This is a genomic window from Pseudomonas sp. NKUCC02_KPG, assembly GCF_019345465.1.
GTDB lineage: Bacteria > Pseudomonadota > Gammaproteobacteria > Pseudomonadales > Pseudomonadaceae > Aquipseudomonas.
This window is the reverse complement of sequence record NZ_JAHKRC010000009.1, coordinates 199,480-218,613: the sequence shown is the minus strand read 5'-3', so window position 1 is coordinate 218,613 and position 19,134 is coordinate 199,480. Positions and strand designations below refer to the sequence as shown.

The window sequence follows — 19,134 nt, the reverse complement described above, 5'->3', positions numbered from 1 at the left end:
CCGGGGGCCGGAACTGAAGGGCAGTTGCCGTTAGTGTGATGGGAGTCGCACTGGCCGAGGGTCAGACCTTGAAGCGGGTGACCAGTGTTTGCAGGTGCGTTCCCAGCCTTGCAAGTTCCACGCTGGCGGCGGCGGTCTGCTCGCTGGCGGCGGCGGTTTGTTCCGACACGTCGCGCACGTTCAGCACACTGCGGTTGATCTCTTCGGCCACCGCGCTTTGCTGTTCGGCTGCTGTCGCGATCTGTTGGTTCATGCCCTGAATCGTCGATACGGTGCGGGTAATGGTGTCCAGGGACTCGCCCGCGCGGCGGGTCAGCTCAACGCTGCTGTCGGTCAGCAGGCGGCTGTTGTCCATGCTGCTGGACACTTGTTGAGTCCCGCTTTGCAGGCCGATGATCAAGACTTCAATCTCTTCCGTGGACTTTTGCGTACGCTGCGCCAGGCTGCGCACTTCGTCGGCCACCACGGCAAAACCGCGCCCGGCTTCGCCCGCCCGAGCGGCTTCGATGGCGGCGTTGAGGGCCAGCAGGTTGGTTTGCTGGGACACGGCCTTGATCACGTCGAGCACGCTGCCGATTTTGTCGCTTTCCTGTTTCAGATGAGCCATCGCCTCGGTGGACAACACCACTTCAGCCGCCAGGCGCTCAATCTGTGTAATGACCTGGGCGACCACGGTATCGCCCTCACGGGCTTGCACGTCGGCGGACATTGCCGCCTCGGAGGCCTCTTCGGCATTGCGTGCAACTTCTTGAACCGTGGCCGTCATCTCATGCATGGCCGTGGCCACCTGATCGGTTTCAATTTTCTGGCTGTTGACCCCGGCGCTGGTTTGTTCGGTCACGGTGGACAGCTGTTGGGCGGCACTGGCGATCTGAGTGACGCCGTTGCCGATGCCGCCGACCAGCTCTCGCAGCCCGCCGCGCATGCCTTCGATGGCCTGTTGCAGTTGGCCCAGTTCGTCGCGACGGGTGGTCGGATGCTCCTGGCTGAGATCACCGGCCGCCACGGCTTTGACAATATCGAGGGTGTCGCGCAAGGGGGTGATGATCTGCCGGGTGATGATCCACGCCGCGATGACGCCCAGCAACAGGGCCAGGCTCGCGCAGATCAGCAGCGCGGACTTGGCCTGGCGGGTATCGCTGTCGCGCTGGCTGAGTTGGGACACCGACAGTTCATTGCTCAGATCCACCAGGGCATTGCCCAGCACTTGCAGTTGCGACAATTGCTTGTCGCTGTGTACCTGAGAGTCGCGAAACTCGATAAAGGCGGCCCGATAGTTTTTCAGTGCTGTGCTGGCCTGCGCGAACTGGGGGCTGTAGGCACTGGGCATGATGCTGCTCAGGCGTGCGAGTTCTGTCAGCGCCTGGTCGATGGCTTCGATCGCAGGTGTAGCCGCTTCAAGATCGCCCGTGTGGGTATAGCCGCCCACCTCGAACCGCGCTTGCAACAGCAACCGGCTGACCTGGTTGACGCTATTGAGCTCGGCCAGGTTGTCACCCTGCAGCACGTCTTTTTCGATGGCGGTGATACTGGCCAGGGCGGCTTCGGACGTTGCACCGAGCTTGCCCCGGCTGACCTCGCGGGCCTGGGTTGCCTCGTCGATAGCCGCGAAGATGGTTTTGTATTGCGACACGGCCTTGAGTTCCTGGTCGCTCAAGCTCAAGTCACTGGCCTGGACCATGCGCTCCTTGGCGGCGGCGAGGTTGGTCCCGATCTCGTTGAGCAGATCGTTGACCAGATCGGGGCCGTTTTCGCCGTTGTCCTTGTCGTAGGTGACGCGGGCGATGCGCAGGTCCTTGATCAGCGTGATGACCTGGGAAATATTGGCCAGCTTGTCGCCGCGATCAATGACAGACATCAGCCCCTTCCAGCCGGTGACGGTGATCAGCAGTGTCAGCAGCAAGACGGTACCGAAGCCCAGGCTGAGTTTACGAATGACACTGATATTGCCCAGGGTGGCAGATAACCAATGGTTCATGGACGAACTCCTTTTTTTGATCGATTGGTATCGATAACAGCCGTCCATGGCTTCTTGAATGATCTTGACGTGTTAATGCATCGGCTCGGTCGAGCAAAACTGAAGCAGGCAGATGATACAAAATGTATTTAAATCGGGCTGTCAGAACAACCGGGCGAGCAGGGCGGTGACGGCGGTTTCGACCCGCAGGATACGTGCCCCCAGTTGCACCGGTTGCAGGCCTGCCTTGGCCAGCAAGTCGATCTCGTAGGGAATCCAGCCACCTTCCGGGCCGATGGCCAGGGTCACGGCTTCATCCAGCCCGCGCGGGCAGGCCGGGTAATCTCCCGGATGGCCCACCAGGCCCAATGTGCCTTCGACCAGCGCCGGCAAACGGTCTTCGACAAACGGCTTGAAGCGTTTTTCGATAATGACTTCGGGCAAGACGCTGTCCCGTGATTGCTCCAACCCCAGGATCAATTGCTCACGAATGGCTTCGGGTTCCAGGAACGGTGTCTGCCAGAAGCTTTTTTCGACCCGATAACTGTTGACCAGAATGACCTTGGGCACGCCCATCGAGGCCACGGTTTGCAGTACCCGGCGCAGCATTTTCGGGCGTGGCAGGGCAAGCAACAAGGTCAGGGGCAGTTTGGCCGGTGGTGGTTGGTCAAGGCTGTGGATAACCAGTTCGGCTTCCCTGGCTTCAAGGCGCACCAGTTCGGCGCTGCCCATCAATCCGCCAATCTTGCCCACGCGCAGGCTGTCGCCGACAGCGGCCCGGTGAACTTCCTGCATATGAGTCAGGCGCCGATCGCGCAGGATCACGCGGTCGGCGGCAATGAAATCAGCCTCTTCGAGGAGCAGCAGGTTCACGCTTGCGGTGCTGGCGGTTGGGCGTCGCTATCAGCCGAGGGTTCGTCCGGGTCTTCGCCGCGTTTGTTCTTGCTGATCAGGCTGCCAAACAGAATGCCGATTTCAAACAGCATCCACATCGGGATCGCCAGCAAGGTTTGCGAGAAGATATCGGGCGGGGTCAGGATCATGCCGACCACGAAACAGCCGATGATCACGTACGGGCGGATCTTGCGCAGGTATTGCACGTCGACAATGCCGATCCATACCAGCAGCACCACGGCCACCGGGATTTCAAAGGCCACGCCAAAGGCAAAGAACAGGGTCATGACAAAATCAAGGTAGCTGCTGATATCGGTCATCATCGCGACGCCTTCCGGGGTGGCGGCGGCGAAGAACTTGAAAACCAGCGGGAATACCAGGAAGTAGGCGAACGCCATGCCGGCGTAAAACAGGAAGATGCTGGACACCAGCAGGGGCACGGCGATGCGTTTTTCATGCTTGTACAGGCCGGGCGCAATAAAGCCCCAGATCTGATGCAGGATCACCGGAATGGCAATGAACAGCGAGACCATCATGGTCAGCTTGAGCGGCGTCAGGAACGGCGAGGCCACGTCGGTCGCGATCATCGTCGCACCCACCGGCAGGTATTCACGCAGCGGCGTGGAGACCAGGGTGTAGATCTGCTGGGTAAAGGCGAACAGCCCGGCAAAGATGATGAAAATCGCCGCGATGCAGCGCAACAGGCGGGTGCGCAGCTCGGTGAGATGCGAGACCAGCGGCATTGGCTGGTCGTGTTCTGGCTTATCGCTCATGCGCTTAAGGGGCTCGCGGTGGCAGAGTGGGGTCGTGTGGCGCTGCCGGTTGAGGCGCAGGGTCGGACGCGGTTTTGCTCAGGCTCACGGGCGCGGGGCTCGCAGGCTCGACAGGCGCTGTGCTGACGGTCGGCTCGGTCGGCGTTGGCGGCTTAACGGCGTCCTGCAGCGGAGCCAGGATTTTCTTGGCTTCTTCTTCCATCGACAGGATGTGTTCGTTGTGCAGCTGCCGACGAATTTCGTCCGCGCCGATTTCACGTTCAACTTCCTGTTTGATCGCATTGAAACTGCGCTTCAAGCGCCCGATCCACAGGCCCGCGGTGCGCGCAGCACCCGGCAGGCGCTCGGGGCCGAGCACCAGCAGGGCCACCAGGCCAACGAGCAGCAGTTCACTGAAGCTGATACCGAACATTAGTTTTGGCTCACACGTCTTTGCGGGTCGGCTCTTCGACTTTTTGCGCCTGCACGTCGATGGTGTGCGGCTCGTTCAGGGTCGAAGTCGTGTGTGGCTGCGGGGCGGCGGTTGGCTGCGCAGGCGGAACCACGGGCTCGGCTGGTTTTTCGTCGTCGTTCATGGCTTTACGAAAGCCCTTGATCGATTCGCCGACATCGGTGCCCAGGTTTTTCAGTTTTTTGGTGCCGAAGACGAGGACGACGACTACCAGAATGACGATCCAGTGTTTCCAGTCAAAAATGCCCATGATGTGATCCTTAACAGAGTGATTTAGGCGGACGGCCGTGAGGCTTTTTCCACGTGGCCAGAGGTTCCGATACGACGCTCCAGTTCATCCAGTACGGCCTGAGGATGCTGCCCCAGCTGGGCCAGCATGATCATGCTGTGGAACCAGAGATCGGCTGTTTCGTAGATCACATCGCTGCAATCACCACTGATGGCGGCGTCTTTGGCGGCGATGATGGTTTCGATCGACTCTTCGCCGACTTTTTCAAGAATCTTGTTCAGACCCTTGTGGTAAAGGCTTGCGACATAGGAGCTGTCGGGGGTGGCGCCTTTGCGCGCTTCGAGCACTTGGGCTACGCGGCTCAAGGTATCAGTCATGGGAGTGCCCTGCGTGATAAATGGCGTGGGGATCTTTAAGCACCGGGTCGACGGTCTTCCACTCGGCATTGTCGTATACGCGATAGAAGCAGCTCTGGCGGCCGGTATGGCAGGCAATGTCACCGATTTGCTCAACCATCAAGATGATCACGTCGGCGTCACAGTCCAGGCGCATTTCATGCAGCTTTTGCACGTGGCCGGACTCTTCTCCCTTGCGCCACAACTTGCCACGGGAACGTGACCAGTAAATGGCACGGTTCTCGGCGGCGGTCAGGCTCAGGGCCTCGCGGTTCATCCAGGCCATCATCAGCACGCGCCCGGTTTTGTGGTCTTGGGCAATCGCCGGCACCAGGCCGTCGTTGTCCCACTTGATCTCGTCCAGCCAGTCTTTCATGTTCGACTCCGACAACCTGCCTCAACCCTGTGGCTGAGGCCTGGTGAATTCACAGTTTGCCAGCCTCGCCCGGAGCTGGCTATCGGCGCACGATCAGATACAAGCCTACGGCCAGCATTATGCCGGCAGGCCAATAGCCTGCAGTGTGCAGCGGACCGATACTGGCCAACAATGCGCCAGCTGCCAAGTGCCCGGCACCGATCAGGCGCAGGAACCAGCCGTCGCGAGACTCGCGAACGATCAATGGCGGGTTGTTGGCGTGTGGTTGCGACATGCGTTCCAGCAGGTCGCGGGTCATGCCGGCCAGGTGCGGGATTTGCTCGACCTGGCTGTGCAGGTTGCGCAGCAGGGTCTTGGGGCTCACGCGCTCACGCATCCAGCGCTCGAGGAACGGCTGGGCGGTGCTCCACAGATCGAGGTCGGGGTACAGCTGGCGCCCCAGGCCTTCGATATTGAGCAGGGTTTTTTGCAGCAACACCAACTGCGGCTGGACTTCCATATTGAAGCGCCGAGCCGTCTGGAACAGGCGCATCAGCACCTGGCCAAAGGATATTTCCTTGAGCGGTTTTTCGAATATCGGTTCGCACACGGTGCGGATGGCCGCTTCAAACTCGTTGAGTTTGGTGTGGGCCGGTACCCAGCCAGAATCAATGTGCAACTGCGCCACACGGCGGTAGTCGCGCTTGAAAAAGGCAAACAGGTTACGCGCCAGATAGTCCTGGTCCTCGGGGGTCAGGCTGCCGACGATGCCGCAGTCGATGGCGATGTATTGCGGGGCCCAGGGGTTAACGGTGCTGACAAAAATGTTGCCGGGGTGCATGTCGGCGTGGAAAAAGCTGTCGCGGAACACCTGGGTGAAGAAAATTTCAACCCCGCGCTCGGCCAGCATCTTCATGTCGGTGCGCTGATCTGCCAGTGCTTCGAGGTCTGTGACCTGAATCCCGTAGATTCGCTCCATCACCAGCACTTTCGGGCGGCACCAGTCCCAGTAGATCTGCGGGACGTACATCAGGGGCGAGCCTTCGAAGTTGCGCTTGAGCTGGCTGGCGTTGGCCGCTTCGCGCAACAGGTCGAGTTCGTCGTAAATGGTTTTCTCGTAGTCCGTCACCACGTCCACCGGGTGCAGCAGGCGGGCATCAGCGCTCAGGCGCTCGGCCGTGCGGGCCAGGATGAACAGCCAGGCGAGGTCGGAACCGATGATCGGCTTGAGGCCCGGGCGCACAACCTTGACCACCACTTCTTCGCCGGTCTTGAGCTTGGCCGAGTGCACCTGGGCCACCGAGGCCGAGGCCAACGGCTGGATGTCGAAGCGACTGAACACTTCGCTGATCCTGGCGCCCAGTTGCTCTTCGATCAGCTTGACGGCCAACTGCGGGTCAAACGGCGGCACGCGATCTTGCAGCAACATCAACTCATCGGCGATGTCGGCGGGCAGCAGGTCGCGACGGGTAGAAAGGATCTGGCCGAACTTGATGAAAATCGGTCCCAGATCCTGCAGGGCCAGGCGCAGGGCCGCGCCGCGGCTCAGCTCCAGCTTTTTGCGCGGGAACCAGCGCCACGGCAGCGCGTAGCGCAGGGACAGCATCCACCACGGCAACGGCAGGGCGAACAGCAGGTCATCCAGTCGGTAGCGAATGACGACGCGCTGGATACGAAACAAACGGCGTATGGCAAGCAGCTTCATGCGTTATCGCTGGAATTGAGGGATCGGGAGAGGCGCTCAACGCGTGCCTCCAGGCGATCCAGGTCGAGTTTGATTTGGTCGAGTTCGTCAAAGCGTGCTTGCGCCTCACGTTCGCCGACCAAGATACGGGCTTCTTCGCTCAGGTATTCGGCCAGGTTCTGATTGAGGCTGGCGAAGCCTTGCTGGTACCAGTTGGCACGGCTGCGCACATGCCCCCCGATCAATGCCGTGGCTACCGGCCCGATCCAGTTCGAGAGTTCGTACTCCCAATCCAGCTCCAGGTCTTGCAGCACCGCTGCCAGTTCCATCAGCACCGCGCTGTCGCCTTCCAGCTCGACTTCAGGGCTGTGCAGGATGGTGCTTTTGTCCTTGCTCAAGGCAAGGCGCAGCAGGCTGGAGGCGGGAGCGCGCAGGGTGCAGTCGGGGTCGGCCGCCCATTGGGTAGCCAGCAGCAGGCCTTCATCGCTGGGCAGAATGAACAGGTGCAGCGAGGGGCTCGCACACTCGACGGCAATCAACTTGCCGGTCAAGGGTCGCAAGCGCGCCAGGGCCGTGCTGTCCAGCCGCACTATGCGGTTGACGCCGAGTTCGACGCTGGCGAGAAGGCCGCGCAGCAACATCAGGGCTTGATGCCGCGATGCAGGGCAACGATGCCGGAAGTCATGTTGTGATACGTCACGCGGTCAAAACCGGCCTCGACCATCATTGACTTCAGGGTTTCCTGATCCGGGTGCATGCGGATCGATTCGGCCAGGTAGCGATAGCTGTCCGGGTCGTTGAGGATCAGCTTGCCCACCATCGGCATGAAGGCGAACGAGTAAGTGTCATAGACCTTGGACATCAGTGCGTTGGTCGGCTTGGAGAACTCCAGCACCAACAGGCGGCCGCCCGGCTTGAGTACGCGCAGCATGGAGCGCAGGGCGTCTTCCTTGTGGGTCACGTTGCGCAGGCCGAAGGCGATCGTCACGCAATCGAAGTAGTTGTCCGGGAACGGCAGCTTTTCAGCGTCGGCCTGAACGAACTCGATATTGCCGGCTACGCCCTTGTCCAGCAGGCGGTCGCGGCCGACCTTGAGCATGGAGGCGTTGATGTCGGCCAGTACCACTTGGCCGGTCGGACCTACCAGGTGGGAAAACTTGCGGGCCAGGTCACCGGTGCCACCGGCGATGTCCAGCACCTTGTTGCCAGGGCGAACGCCGGACAATTCGATGGTAAAGCGCTTCCACAGACGGTGCATGCCGCCTGACAGAACGTCGTTCATCAGGTCATATTTGCCGGCTACAGAGTGGAAAACCTCGGCGACTTTCTCGGCCTTTTGGCTTTCCGGTACGTTTTTGAAGCCGAAGTGAGTGGTGGGTTCGGCATCGCTGCCTTTGCGCTGATCAGTCATATCGCTGTCACCAAAAGAGAATGCTGGCCATTCTAATCCCGGTGGCCGGCTTTGTCTTGGCGAGGGTGAATGTATAGTGGCGGCTTTATTTAACAGGAGCGACGCCATGGCGCGTATCAGCGTTGAACGTACCCACAGCCTGGGCCTTGAGGCTGCACGTGAGAAAGCCCAGCCTCTGGTCGAGAAACTGGCCAGCCAGTACGGCCTGACCCCTACCTGGGCCGGTGACACCGTAAAGTTGAAACGCTCCGGCGTGAACGGCACCCTGCAAATCAGCGAAACCAGCGTCAAGGTCGATGTGGAGCTTGGGCTGCTGATGTCAGCGATGAGCGGCATGATCCAGTCAGAAATCGAACGGTCGCTGGACAAAGCCCTGTCGTGATCGTAACCGCCTGCCCGTCGTGATGATCTGCGGTGGGCGGAGCCGGAATAGGCAGGCATCAGAATTATGATTGTGAGAATGTTCTAAATGAAGCGCTGTAATAGTTGACTTCGTATAAGTGAATATTTTTTGTAGTTGATGTGGAAGGTTTTTTTATATTCCAGGGTCGATTTTGTTGTTTTGAATTTATATGGGTTTTTACCTAGTGTTGTTTTAAACATAAACAACAAAGGTAATCCTGCATGACTTATCACGTGTGTTCCATTACTTATAAAACAACGCTGACTGAGGCCGTAATGGCAGACAGGGTCAGGCGTGTTGCAGAGTCTTTTTCATCTTCGCGAGGCTATCAAGTTGTCCCAGGGTGTGAGGGTGAACGCTTTATATTGCAGAGTTCCAGTTCGCAACGAACGGGTTTTGTAATGGTTGGTTCCGGCGTGGTCCAGTTTTTTGTGTATGTGTTTGGCGCACAAGAAGCGCTGGCCAACGCCCATGCTGTTGAAGCCGAGATGGGGGCGTTAATGAAAAAAGAGTTCGCTGACTCGGAACAAATACCTGGAACGCTGCTAAAACCCCTTCGAACAGTGAAAGAAATCGAATTCCCTGATATCGATGAAGCGCTGCTTAAGATTGACTTGTCTGAAGCGCAACCCGGTGACATCAAGCTCGTTTAATGGGTCGCTAAACCGTGGTGCTCACCTTGATACAAGGTTGTTTAGCGTCTACACCTGAAGCAGGTGAGCACCTTTGTTCATCTTGATGATTCGACGATCTTGCTCACTGACGTCGCGACTTAACATTAAGGGGAACACGATGGCTGCTAAAAAACCGACTGCAAAAGAAAGTCATTCATGGGTTGGCAAGGTTGAAGAGTACTCACGCAAAATCTGGTTGGCAGGTCTGGGCGTGTACTCGAAGATTGATACCGATGGCAGCAAGCTGTTTGACACCCTGGTCAAGGATGGCGAAAAAGCCGAAAAGCTGGCCAAGGACGCGGGTCACAAAGTAGCCGAGGGTGTAAAGGCATCAACGTCATCTGCCCGTTCTCGGGTTGAAGATGTTAAAGATTTGGCACTGGAGAAATGGAGCGAGTTCGAAGAGGCTTTCGATAAGCGTCTCAACAGTGCCATTACCCGATTGGGTGTACCCAGCCGAGAAGAAGTCAAAGCGCTGCATGCCAAGGTCGAGACGCTGACCAAGCATATAGAGAAGCTGACTGCGGCCGCTGCCAAAGTCACGGCCACCAAGGCCCCGGCTGCGAGCAAGCCTGCACCGGCAAAGCCTGCAGTAAAAGCTGCGGCAAAACCGGCGGTTGTAAAATCGACGGCTAAACCAGCGGTAAAAGCGGCTGCCAAGCCCGCCACCAAGCCCACTGCCAAAGCGGTAGCCAAACCTGCGGCCAAGGCACCTGCGGCGGCCAGCAAGCCTGCACCTGCCAAAGCCGCAACAGCCAAGCCCGCCGCCAAAAAGCCTGCTGCCAAAAAGCCCGCAGCGGCTCCCAAAACGCCTACGGCTGAGGCAGCGGCAACTACACCCACAACGTCTGCTTGATTGCAGGCACATTAAACCCTGTAGCAGCTGACGTAGTAACGTAGCTGCTACAGAGATAGGTGCAACGGGATCAAAGCATCAGCTTTACGACCGATACCGACGGGTCGCGGGACTTGCCGGCTTTTTCCAGCTCTTGCAGATAGTCAGCCCACAGCTCTTGTTGGCGTACGCCGAGCTGGTAGAGGTACTCCCAGGTAAACAACCCGCTGTCGTGTCCGTCATCGAAGGTCAGTTTCAGCGCGTACTGGCCTGCTGGCTCGATCTTGCTCAAACCGACATTAATTTTGCCGAATTGCAGAATCGGATTGCCGTGGCCCTGAACTTCGGCGGACGGGGAGTGCACGCGCAAAAATTCGGCAGGCAAGTGGTATTGCTCGCCGGACGGGTATTTAAGCGTGAGGGTTTTGGAGGCTTTGTGCAGGTTGATGGCGCTGGGGATCATGGTCATAACCTTAGGTCATTGCACAAACACTGTAGCCGCTGGCGCAGGCTGCGATCGCCAACGCAGTTGGCGCAAGATCCGTAGATCGTTGAAGGCCTTCGCCTTATCGCAGCCTGCAGCAGCGGCTACAGGTGTTCGGTTTACAAGATGTAGCGCGAGAGGTCTTCGTTCTCGGCCAGTTCGCCCAGGTGGCTGTTCACGTAGTCGGCGTCGATGCGAATAGGCTCGTCTTTCTGTGCGCTGGCAATATCACCGGCGCTGAAAGACACCTCTTCGAGCAAGCGCTCAAGCAGTGTGTGCAGACGACGAGCACCGATGTTTTCGGTTTTTTCGTTCACTTGCCAGGCAATTTCGGCCAGGCGCTTGATACCTTCAGGCAGGAACTCGATGTTCAGGCCTTCGGTTTTCAGCAGTTCGCGGTATTGCTCGGTCAGGGATGCGTGTGGCTCGCTGAGGATGCGCTCGAAATCTTGTGGCGACAGGGCCTTGAGTTCAACGCGGATCGGCAGGCGACCTTGCAGTTCTGGCACCAGATCGCTTGGTTTGCTCAGATGGAACGCGCCAGAGGCGATAAACAGGATGTGGTCGGTTTTGACCATGCCCAGCTTGGTATTGACGGTGCAACCTTCGATCAGCGGCAGCAGATCGCGCTGCACGCCTTCGCGAGACACATCGGCGCCACCGACATTACCGCGTTTGGCAACTTTGTCGATTTCATCGATAAACACGATGCCGTGCTGCTCGACTGCTTCCAGGGCCTTGGCCTTGAGTTCTTCGTCATTAACCAGGCGACCAGCTTCTTCGTCACGCACCATTTTCAGTGCTTCTTTGACTTTCAGCTTGCGGCTCTTGCGCTTGCCTTTGCCCATGTTGGCAAACAGGCTTTGCAGCTGGTTGGTCATTTCTTCCATGCCAGGCGGCGCGGAGATGTCCACGCCAACGGCATCGGCGACTTCGATTTCGATTTCCTTGTCGTCCAGCTGGCCTTCACGCAGACGCTTGCGGAACAGTTGGCGAGTGTTGGAATCCTGCGGTACGGCGGCTTCTTCGCCGAATGTGCGGGCAGGAGGCAGCAGGGCGTCGAGGATGCGCTCTTCGGCGGCGTCTTCGGCGCGGTGGCGAACCTTCACGATTTCCTGTTCGCGCAGCAGCTTGATTGCAGCGTCAGCCAGATCACGGATGATCGACTCGACGTCACGGCCTACATAGCCAACTTCGGTGAACTTGGTGGCTTCAACCTTGATGAACGGTGCGTTGGCCAATTTGGCCAGACGACGGGCGATCTCGGTTTTACCGACACCGGTAGGGCCGATCATCAGAATGTTTTTTGGCGTCACTTCAACGCGCAGCTCTTCGGGCAGTTGCATACGGCGCCAGCGGTTACGCAGCGCGATGGCTACGGCGCGCTTGGCGTCGTCCTGGCCGATGATGTGGCGATTGAGTTCGTGGACGATTTCGCGGGGAGTCATGGACATGGTAGTTGGCGTTCCTCTAGCTAAAGTAAGGTTCACAAACGGGCTGGCACTCCAGCCCGGCAGGCGTCTTATTCAGCGAGGTCCTGCTCCTCAATAGTGATGTTGTGGTTGGTGAACACGCAGATGTCGCCAGCAATACCGAGTGCTGTTTCAGCGATTTCGCGGGCCGACAGATCGGTTTTCATCAGCAGGGCGCGGGCTGCAGCCTGGGCAAATGCACCGCCCGAACCCATTGCGATCAAACCGTCTTCGGGCTCAACCACGTCACCGTTACCGGTGATGATCAGGGATGCGTCCTTGTTGGCAACTGCCAACATGGCTTCCAGGCGGCTCAGCGAGCGGTCGGTACGCCATTCTTTGGCCAACTCGACAGCGGCGCGAACCAGATGGCCTTGATGCTTTTCAAGTTGGCCTTCAAAACGTTCGAACAGAGTGAATGCATCTGCGGTGGCACCGGCGAAACCGGCGATTACCTGGCCGTGATAGAGACGGCGGACTTTTTTCGCGTTGCCTTTCATCACGGTATTGCCAAGAGAAACCTGGCCGTCGCCAGCCATGACGACTTTGCCGTGGCGGCGTACTGAAACGATGGTGGTCAAGGGAGAGTCTCCACGCAGCGGGGCGAAAATGCCTGATGGAAATACATATGGGGGTTGTCGCGGATTTTTCAACAGCGGGGAGGGAATGGGGATGAGCGGGGGGGCAGAATTTTGCGAGGGTGGTGTGGGAGCGGGCTTGCTCGCGATGGCATCACCGCGATTACCCTGACACTCCGGGTCGCCTGCATCGCGAGCAAGCCCGCTCCCACAGGGTGCAGTGGAACCCCGTGGGAACGGTTGCTGTCAGCGTCGTTGTTGCAGCAGCAAGTTGTTGAATCCGCCGCCCGCCAATTGCTTTTGGGCCACGGTCAATTGATCGCGGTTGCTGAACGGACCGACCAGCACCCGGTACCAGGTTTCGTCTTTTACCGTACCGGCTTCAACCGTAGCGGTCTGGCCCAGCAGGATGATTTGCGCCCGTACCTTTTCAGCATCGGCCTGTTTGCGGAACGAGCCCGCTTGCAGGAAGAACTTGGTGACCGGCGCCGCTTTGACGACAGGCGGCGCAGGAGGCGGTGTAATACCGCTCAGGGCTGCCTGGGCGCGGGCGGTGTCGATTTTTGCAGCTTCAGCCGGCGTGACCGGTGCCAGCGGCGCGGTTTGCGGCGTTGGCAGGGTCTTCTCGGGTACGGCTTCTGGCGGCACGATCACTTCAGACTCGGGCAGCAGGGTGTAGAAGTCGTACTTGGGTTTGGCCGGCTGGGTCGGGCTAGGCGCTGTCTTGTTGGCTTCCGCCGCTTTCGTGGCTTTGACCTGCTCTTGCTTGACCCGTTTGACGTCGTCGCCCTGGCCGGGCTCAAGCTTCATCAAAAACACGATAAATGCGCCAACGGTCAGGCCGATGGCCATCCATAGCCAGCCCGGAATCGGCTTTTTAGCCGGTGCCTGGTACCGACTGGCGCCGCGCTTGGGTGCAGGTTTTTTCTTGGCTGCCAACTTACATGCGCTCCAGAGTTTCCAGACCCAGCAGTTCCAGGCCTTGCTTTAGGGTACGGCCCGCCAGAGCAGCCAGGCGCAAGCGGCTTTGTTTTTGCGCTTCGTTTTCTGCGCTCAGGATCGGGCAGTTCTCGTAGAAGCTGGAGAACAGCCCGGCTACTTCGTACAGGTAGGTGCAGAGGGTGTGCGGGGTGCCTTTTTCAGCAACGTTGTTCAGCACTTCACCGAACTGTGCCAGCTTGGCTGCCAGTTCATGCTCTTGCGCAGCTTCAAGCACGATCTGACCCTGCACCTCTTCGAAGCCCTTGCCCAGCTTGCGGAATACGCCCGCGACACGGGTGTAGGCATACAGCAGGTAAGGTGCGGTATTGCCTTCAAAGTTCAACATCAGGTCGAAGTTGAAGCTGTAGTCACTGGTGCGGTGCTTGGACAGGTCCGCGTATTTCACGGCGCCAATCCCGACAACTTTGGCGATGGCGCGCAGTTCGTCTTCCGCCAGCTCCGGGTTTTTCTCTTTGACCAGCGTGTAAGCGCGCTCTTTGGCTTCGTTGAGCAGGTCGATCAGTTTGACCGTACCGCCATCACGGGTCTTGAATGGACGGCCATCAGCGCCGTTCATGGTGCCGAAGCCCATGTGCTCCATTTCCATCGGATGGGTGATGAAACCGGCCTTGCGGGCTACGGCAAACACTTGCTGAAAGTGCAGGGCCTGACGCTGGTCGACGAAGTACAGGGCGCGATCAGCTTTCAATACGCCGCTGCGATAGCGGATGGCTGCCAGGTCGGTTGTCGCGTACAGATAGCCACCGTCTGCTTTGACGATGATGACCGGCAGGGGCTCGCCGTCGGCATTTTTGAACTCGTCGAGGAATACGCACTGGGCGCCATTGCTCTCGACCAGCATGCCTTTGGCCTTGAGGTCGTTAACCACGTTGATCAGGTCGTCGTTGTAGGCGCTTTCGCCCATCACGTCGGCCATGGTCAATTTTACGTTCAACTGCTCGTAGATTTTCTGGCAGTGCGACAGCGAGATGTCCTTGAACTTGGTCCACAGCGCCAGGCAGTCCGGATCGCCGGCTTGGAGTTTGACCACCAGGCTACGGGCGCGATCGGCAAATTCCGGCGACTCGTCAAAACGTTTCTTGGCGGCGCGGTAGAAGTTCTCCAGGTCACTCAGCTCGTCGCTGGTGATCGGGTTTTCTTCCAGGTAGGCCATCAGCATGCCGAACTGGGTGCCCCAGTCGCCTACGTGGTTTTGACGAATCACGTCGTCGCCCAGGAACTCCAGCACGCGGGCCACGCCGTCGCCAATGATGGTGGAGCGCAAGTGGCCCACGTGCATCTCTTTGGCCAGGTTGGGCGCCGACATATCGACCACGGTGCGCAGGGCTGGAGTGGCTTTGCGCACGCCGATTTTTGGATCGGCCAGGGCTGCGTCCAGGCGCGAGGCCAGGGCCTGGGTGTTCTGGAAGAAGTTCAGGAAGCCGGGGCCTGCAATTTCGGTCTTGCTGATTTGCTCATCGGCCGGCAGTGCGGCGATGATTTTTTCAGCCAGATCACGGGGCTTCATGCCCGCAGGCTTGGCCAGCATCATGGCGATATTGCTGGCGAAGTCGCCGTGGGTTTTGTCACGGGCGTTTTCCACCTGAATCGCTGGCGTCAGGCCTTCAGGCAACACACCTTCTGTGACGAGTTGAGCTAGGGCTTGTTGAATCAGCTGGCGAATGGTGTCTTTCATGGTCTTCTCTTTCGACCGCAAGCGCGGTAGCGCTTCAGTGCGCAGGTGGAAAAACTGGGCATTATCCGTTGCCGGGTCGGCCTTGCCAACCATAGCAGGCGGGTTATGGATCTGCGGTGTTCGGTTATTGCTGCAAAACGGTGGGTGCGGGTGTCATGAGGTGACTTAATAAAGGTCTACCGGATCCACATCCAACGACCAGCGAACCTGGCGACCGCTGGGCATTTGTTCAAGGGCCAGCAGCCATTGGCTCAGCAATCGATGGAGCGGCCCCCTGGCGTTGGCTTGCAGTAACAACTGGGCGCGGTAGCGCCCCGCGCGGCGTTCCATCGGTGCGGGCACCGGGCCGAGCAGTTCGATGCCGCCCAGATTCAATTCGGCCAGCAGGCGTTCAGCCTCGGTGCAGGCCTCATCCAGAAAACCTTCCGCCTGTCCGGGTTTATGGGCTTCGGCACGCAGCAGCGCCAAATGCGCGAAAGGTGGCAGCCCCGCAGCCCGACGCTCGCTCAAAGCCTGTTCGGCAAAGGCAAAATAGCCCTGCTCAGTGAGCTGGATCAACAACGGATGGTCGGCCAGATGGGTCTGGATGATTACCTTGCCCGGCTCTTCGGCGCGGCCCGCACGGCCTGCGACTTGAACGATGAGTTGGGCCATGCGCTCGCTGGCGCGAAAATCACCGGAGAACAGGCCGCCATCGGCATCCAGAATCGAGACCAGCGTCACCCGTGGGAAGTGATGGCCTTTTGCGAGCATTTGCGTGCCGATCAAAATGCACGGTTGACCCTTTTGAATGGTGGCAAACAACTGGTTCATCGCGTCTTTGCGCGAGGTGCTGTCGCGATCGACCCGCAGCACGGGGTAGTCGGGGAACAAAATCCCCAACCGCTCTTCAGCGCGCTCAGTCCCTGCGCCTACCGGGCGTAAATCAACCTTGCCGCATTGCGGGCAATTGCGTGGAACGCGCTCGACGTAGCCGCAGTGGTGGCAGCGCAGTTCGCCGGAGCGCTGATGAACGGTCATGCGCGCATCGCATCGTTGGCACTCCGACATCCAGCCGCAGTCATGGCATAACAGTGTTGGGGCAAAGCCGCGGCGGTTCAGAAACACCAGGACTTGTTGGCCGGCAGCGAGAGTCTGACCGATGGCTTGTTGCATCGGGCCGGATATCCCGCTGTCCAGCGGGCGGCTTTTCACATCAAGACGCAGGAAGCGCGGTTGTTTGGCCCCGCCAGCGCGCTCATTCAACCGCAGCAGGCCATAACGACCGGTGTAGGCGTTGTGCAGGCTTTCAAGAGAAGGTGTCGCGGAGCCCAGCACGATGGGGATGTTTTCCTGCCGAGCTCGAACCAGCGCCAGGTCTCGGGCGTGATAGCGCAAACCTTCCTGCTGTTTATAAGAGCCGTCATGCTCTTCGTCGATGATGATCAGCCCGGGGTTTTTCATCGGGGTGAACAGCGCAGAACGAGTGCCAATAATAATGTCGGCCTCGCCATCCCGTGCCGCCAGCCAGCTTTCAAGGCGCTCACGGTCGTTGACCGCCGAATGCACCAAGGCGATGCGCGCATTGAAGCGCTGCTCGAAACGGGCCAGGGTTTGCGGACCAAGGTTGATTTCGGGGATCAACACCAGTGCCTGTTTGCCCGCCTGCAGGGTCTCGCGGATCAACTGCAAATACACTTCGGTCTTGCCGCTGCCGGTCACTCCGGCCAGCAAGAAGGCATGGAAGTGGTCAAAACCTGCGCGAATCGCTTCGTAGGCCGCCCGTTGCTCGCTGTTGAGCGGCAGCTCTGGCTGGGCCAGCCAATGTTCGTGACGCTCGCTGGGTGCGTGTCGGCGCACTTCAACGGTCACCAGTTCTTTGGCCAGCAGCAGGTCGAGGCTGTCTTTGCTCAGCATCAGCTTGCTCAATAGTTGATGCGCCACGCCGTGGGGGTGTTGGGCAAGCGTGGCCAGTGCTTCACGCTGGCGCGGTGCGCGGGCGATGCGCGGATCGTCCATCCGGGCGCCGGGGGCTATCTGCCAGAAACGCTCCTGGCGAGTCTCGGCCAGTTCGCCCTGGCGCAGCAAAACCGGCAGTGCCCAGCTCAGGGTGTCGCCCAGGCTGTGCTGGTAATACTGGGACGTCCACAGGCACAGCTTAAATAAGGAAGCCGGCAGCGGCGGCACGGCGTCGAGCAGGGCAATCGCCGGTTTGAGCTTGTCGGCCGGGACTTCGCTGTGATCGACCACTTCGACCAGGATGCCGATCATCTCGCGTCGCCCAAACGGCACCCGCAGGCGCATGCCCGGCTGGAGTTGACTGCGCAGCACGCCAGCAGGCGCCCGGTAATCAAACAGTCGGCGCAGGGGGGAAGGCAGGGCAAGGCGCAAAATGGCGTCGGGCACGCGGGGCTCTCAAGTGATGAACGGCAAAGATGGCCCGGAGCCTAGCAGACAAAGCCCTGCGGGACTAAAAGGCCAGGTGCTGAAAGATGAATGATTTTTGATGGAGCATGCTTGGCCGCTTGCGTCAATGCAAAGGTCTGGTATTATCGGCGCCCTAATTTTACGTGCGGTATTCAACAATGGTGTTGAGTGGCGGCACGCTAGCCCGAGGAATACCCCATGAAAGCCGATATCCATCCAGCGTACGAAACAATCCTGGTAACTTGCAGCTGCGGCAACAAGTTCGAAACTCGTTCGAACCTGTGCAAGCCACTGGGCACTGACGTATGCAACGAGTGCCACCCGTTCTACACCGGTAAGCAGAAGACTCTGGACATTGGCGGTCGTGTTGATCGCTTCAAGACTCGTTTTGGTGCTTTCGGCGCTAAAGCAGCAGCTCCAGCAGCAGAAGCAGAAAAAGCAGCCGAGTAAGGCTGATGACCTTGAGCAGCCTTTCGGGTCTGGTCAGGTTATTGAAAAAGGCGTCCCTTGCGGGCGCCTTTTTTATGCCTGCGATTTGGTTTTCCGGCGCTTGGGCTGCGCCGCTTTGCCCGGCCCCTGGCGCTGTTTCCTACGCGTTGGTAGAGCGCGTGTCCGACGGCGACACCTTGCGTCTGAAGGATGGTCGCAGCGTGCGCATGATCGGTATCAATGCTCCTGAAACAGGTAAGAAAGGCCAGTCCGCCGAGCCTTTTGCTGACGCAGCCCACAAACGCCTGCAAGCGCTGGTTGCGCGCAGCGATGGCCGGGTCGGGCTGTTGGTGGGTACGCAGGCCCAGGACCGTTATGGTCGTACCCTGGCCCATGTGTTTGGTGCTGATGGCAGCAATCTAGAAGCCCAGCTGCTGGCAGATGGCCTGGGGTATCAGGTGGCGATAGCGCCCAATGTCGCACTGCTCGATTGTCAGCAAGCGGCTGAGCGCAGTGCCCGGGCAGCAGGCCTGGGGCTTTGGCGGCAATCGCCGGTGCTGGCGCCGCAGCAAATCAGCCGTTCAGGCTTTGCTCTGGTGGGCGGTAAGGTCGACAAGGTGCAGCGCAATCGTGGGGGGCTTTGGATCGATATGCAGGGTGGTTTGGTGCTGCATATTGCACCCAATCAGTTGGCCAATTTCGATCAGAAAACCCTTGCTGGCCTGCAAGGTAAACAGGTCGAGGCCAGAGGCTGGGTGCTGGATCGTTCGCGTCGAGGCGGGTTAAAGGAAGGGCAGGCGCGCTGGATGTTGTCTTTGACTCATCCGGGGATGCTGAAAGTGGCAGCGCATTAAAAATTGTAGACAATTTTTAATTTGGATTGTGAACACTCTAGCCCTTATGGGGCGCGGCTCTTGGGCCAAAGTCGTAAGGCAAAGCCCTTGACACTGCTGACTGGTCAGTCTTGTCGGGACTTTGCGACACGCGTATGCTCGGCGATTCGTCTGTCCAACAGCAAAAAAGCGGA

Annotated in this window: 21 protein-coding genes; 5 read left to right on the top strand and 16 right to left on the bottom strand. The window is 59.0% G+C overall.

The genetic code is table 11. From position 1 onward, the window contains the following. Nucleotides 1–61 precede the first annotated feature (61 nt). The 10 genes from KO536_RS14515 to ubiE all read right to left on the bottom strand — a co-directional run bounded on the left by KO536_RS14515 (nt 62) and on the right by ubiE (nt 8,149). Nucleotides 62–1,978, bottom strand: a complete 1,917-nt coding sequence (locus tag KO536_RS14515) for a methyl-accepting chemotaxis protein (protein ID WP_219262190.1) — start codon at nt 1,976–1,978, stop codon at nt 62–64. Nucleotides 1,979–2,119: 141 nt separating this feature from the next. Continuing rightward, complete coding sequence (locus KO536_RS14510; protein WP_133076772.1) at nt 2,120–2,830, bottom strand: 16S rRNA (uracil(1498)-N(3))-methyltransferase; 711 nt, start codon at nt 2,828–2,830, stop codon at nt 2,120–2,122. Further along, a complete protein-coding gene (gene tatC / locus KO536_RS14505; protein ID WP_133076771.1) occupies nt 2,827–3,624 on the bottom strand; it encodes a twin-arginine translocase subunit TatC in 798 nt (265 codons plus the stop codon). Before tatC ends, KO536_RS14510 begins: the two co-directional genes overlap by 4 nt. A gap of 4 nt (nt 3,625–3,628) precedes the next feature. Continuing rightward, a complete protein-coding gene (gene tatB / locus KO536_RS14500) occupies nt 3,629–4,036 on the bottom strand; it encodes a Sec-independent protein translocase protein TatB (protein WP_219262189.1) in 408 nt (135 codons plus the stop codon). Between the two features lie 10 nt (nt 4,037–4,046). Continuing rightward, on the bottom strand, nt 4,047–4,325 hold the full coding sequence (locus KO536_RS14495; protein ID WP_019825245.1) for a twin-arginine translocase TatA/TatE family subunit: 279 nt from the start codon (nt 4,323–4,325) through the stop codon (nt 4,047–4,049). 23 nt (nt 4,326–4,348) lie between these two features. Then, a complete protein-coding gene (locus KO536_RS14490; protein WP_016783168.1) occupies nt 4,349–4,681 on the bottom strand; it encodes a phosphoribosyl-ATP diphosphatase in 333 nt (110 codons plus the stop codon). Then, nucleotides 4,674–5,075, bottom strand: a complete 402-nt coding sequence (gene hisI, locus KO536_RS14485) for a phosphoribosyl-AMP cyclohydrolase (protein ID WP_133076769.1) — start codon at nt 5,073–5,075, stop codon at nt 4,674–4,676. Before hisI ends, KO536_RS14490 begins: the two co-directional genes overlap by 8 nt. Before the next feature lie 79 nt (nt 5,076–5,154). After that, a complete protein-coding gene (gene ubiB / locus KO536_RS14480; RefSeq protein WP_133076768.1) occupies nt 5,155–6,759 on the bottom strand; it encodes a ubiquinone biosynthesis regulatory protein kinase UbiB in 1,605 nt (534 codons plus the stop codon). Next, a complete protein-coding gene (locus tag KO536_RS14475; protein ID WP_219262188.1) occupies nt 6,756–7,379 on the bottom strand; it encodes an SCP2 domain-containing protein in 624 nt (207 codons plus the stop codon). Before KO536_RS14475 ends, ubiB begins: the two co-directional genes overlap by 4 nt. Then, entirely contained in the window at nt 7,379–8,149 is a 771-nt protein-coding gene (ubiE, locus tag KO536_RS14470; RefSeq protein ID WP_016783172.1) for a bifunctional demethylmenaquinone methyltransferase/2-methoxy-6-polyprenyl-1,4-benzoquinol methylase UbiE, read from the bottom strand. The genes KO536_RS14475 and ubiE overlap by 1 nt, the downstream gene beginning before the upstream one ends. A gap of 106 nt (nt 8,150–8,255) precedes the next feature. On the opposite strand from ubiE, the gene KO536_RS14465 reads away from it, so the two are divergent. The 3 genes from KO536_RS14465 to KO536_RS14455 all read left to right on the top strand — a co-directional run bounded on the left by KO536_RS14465 (nt 8,256) and on the right by KO536_RS14455 (nt 10,082). Then, entirely contained in the window at nt 8,256–8,531 is a 276-nt protein-coding gene (locus KO536_RS14465) for a polyhydroxyalkanoic acid system family protein (protein ID WP_133076766.1), read from the top strand. Nucleotides 8,532–8,773: 242 nt separating this feature from the next. Further along, nucleotides 8,774–9,205, top strand: coding sequence for a hypothetical protein (locus KO536_RS14460; RefSeq protein WP_133076765.1), 432 nt, complete (start codon nt 8,774–8,776; stop codon nt 9,203–9,205). Between the two features lie 139 nt (nt 9,206–9,344). Further along, nucleotides 9,345–10,082, top strand: coding sequence for a phasin family protein (locus tag KO536_RS14455; RefSeq protein ID WP_133076764.1), 738 nt, complete (start codon nt 9,345–9,347; stop codon nt 10,080–10,082). A gap of 70 nt (nt 10,083–10,152) precedes the next feature. Here KO536_RS14455 and KO536_RS14450 read toward each other — a convergent pair whose 3' ends face one another. From KO536_RS14450 to KO536_RS14425, 6 genes are all read right to left on the bottom strand, one after another. Continuing rightward, the gene (locus KO536_RS14450) at nt 10,153–10,524 is read right to left on the bottom strand and encodes a gamma-butyrobetaine hydroxylase-like domain-containing protein (protein WP_219262202.1); all 372 of its coding nucleotides are present in this window, start codon (nt 10,522–10,524) and stop codon (nt 10,153–10,155) included. A gap of 140 nt (nt 10,525–10,664) precedes the next feature. After that, complete coding sequence (hslU, locus tag KO536_RS14445) at nt 10,665–11,999, bottom strand: ATP-dependent protease ATPase subunit HslU (RefSeq protein ID WP_133076762.1); 1,335 nt, start codon at nt 11,997–11,999, stop codon at nt 10,665–10,667. Nucleotides 12,000–12,067: 68 nt separating this feature from the next. Next, entirely contained in the window at nt 12,068–12,598 is a 531-nt protein-coding gene (gene hslV / locus KO536_RS14440) for an ATP-dependent protease subunit HslV (protein ID WP_003438754.1), read from the bottom strand. Between the two features lie 243 nt (nt 12,599–12,841). Further along, on the bottom strand, nt 12,842–13,534 hold the full coding sequence (locus KO536_RS14435) for an SPOR domain-containing protein (protein WP_133076761.1): 693 nt from the start codon (nt 13,532–13,534) through the stop codon (nt 12,842–12,844). 1 nt (nt 13,535) lies between these two features. Continuing rightward, nucleotides 13,536–15,272 (bottom strand): arginine--tRNA ligase, encoded by a 1,737-nt coding sequence (gene argS / locus KO536_RS14430; RefSeq protein ID WP_219262187.1) that lies wholly within the window; start codon nt 15,270–15,272, stop codon nt 13,536–13,538. A 165-nt stretch (nt 15,273–15,437) separates the two neighbouring features. Continuing rightward, entirely contained in the window at nt 15,438–17,657 is a 2,220-nt protein-coding gene (locus KO536_RS14425) for a primosomal protein N' (RefSeq protein WP_133076759.1), read from the bottom strand. 219 nt (nt 17,658–17,876) lie between these two features. Here KO536_RS14425 and rpmE point away from each other — a divergent pair, with 219 nt between their 5' ends. Next, complete coding sequence (gene rpmE / locus KO536_RS14420) at nt 17,877–18,128, top strand: 50S ribosomal protein L31 (RefSeq protein ID WP_019825265.1); 252 nt, start codon at nt 17,877–17,879, stop codon at nt 18,126–18,128. Nucleotides 18,129–18,133: 5 nt separating this feature from the next. Next, nucleotides 18,134–18,961, top strand: a complete 828-nt coding sequence (locus KO536_RS14415) for a thermonuclease family protein (protein WP_133076758.1) — start codon at nt 18,134–18,136, stop codon at nt 18,959–18,961. Nucleotides 18,962–19,134: the final 173 nt, after the last annotated feature.

Excerpts from the sequence above, each read along its gene's own strand:
- tatB (WP_219262189.1), bottom strand. The coding sequence starts at position 4,036 with ATGTTCGGTATCAGCTTCAGTGAACTGCTGCTCGTTGGCCTGGTGGCC.
- hisI (WP_133076769.1), bottom strand. The coding sequence starts at position 5,075 with ATGAAAGACTGGCTGGACGAGATCAAGTGGGACAACGACGGCCTGGTG.
- ubiB (WP_133076768.1), bottom strand. The coding sequence starts at position 6,759 with ATGAAGCTGCTTGCCATACGCCGTTTGTTTCGTATCCAGCGCGTCGTC.
- KO536_RS14460 (WP_133076765.1), top strand. The coding sequence starts at position 8,774 with ATGACTTATCACGTGTGTTCCATTACTTATAAAACAACGCTGACTGAG.
- hslU (WP_133076762.1), bottom strand. The coding sequence starts at position 11,999 with ATGTCCATGACTCCCCGCGAAATCGTCCACGAACTCAATCGCCACATC.
- tatC (WP_133076771.1), bottom strand. The coding sequence starts at position 3,624 with ATGAGCGATAAGCCAGAACACGACCAGCCAATGCCGCTGGTCTCGCAT.
- KO536_RS14415 (WP_133076758.1), top strand. The coding sequence starts at position 18,134 with ATGACCTTGAGCAGCCTTTCGGGTCTGGTCAGGTTATTGAAAAAGGCG.
- KO536_RS14490 (WP_016783168.1), bottom strand. The coding sequence starts at position 4,681 with ATGACTGATACCTTGAGCCGCGTAGCCCAAGTGCTCGAAGCGCGCAAA.
- KO536_RS14495 (WP_019825245.1), bottom strand. The coding sequence starts at position 4,325 with ATGGGCATTTTTGACTGGAAACACTGGATCGTCATTCTGGTAGTCGTC.
- KO536_RS14455 (WP_133076764.1), top strand. The coding sequence starts at position 9,345 with ATGGCTGCTAAAAAACCGACTGCAAAAGAAAGTCATTCATGGGTTGGC.
- KO536_RS14515 (WP_219262190.1), bottom strand. The coding sequence starts at position 1,978 with ATGAACCATTGGTTATCTGCCACCCTGGGCAATATCAGTGTCATTCGT.
- ubiE (WP_016783172.1), bottom strand. The coding sequence starts at position 8,149 with ATGACTGATCAGCGCAAAGGCAGCGATGCCGAACCCACCACTCACTTC.
- KO536_RS14465 (WP_133076766.1), top strand. The coding sequence starts at position 8,256 with ATGGCGCGTATCAGCGTTGAACGTACCCACAGCCTGGGCCTTGAGGCT.
- KO536_RS14475 (WP_219262188.1), bottom strand. The coding sequence starts at position 7,379 with ATGTTGCTGCGCGGCCTTCTCGCCAGCGTCGAACTCGGCGTCAACCGC.
- argS (WP_219262187.1), bottom strand. The coding sequence starts at position 15,272 with ATGAAAGACACCATTCGCCAGCTGATTCAACAAGCCCTAGCTCAACTC.
- rpmE (WP_019825265.1), top strand. The coding sequence starts at position 17,877 with ATGAAAGCCGATATCCATCCAGCGTACGAAACAATCCTGGTAACTTGC.
- KO536_RS14450 (WP_219262202.1), bottom strand. The coding sequence starts at position 10,524 with ATGATCCCCAGCGCCATCAACCTGCACAAAGCCTCCAAAACCCTCACG.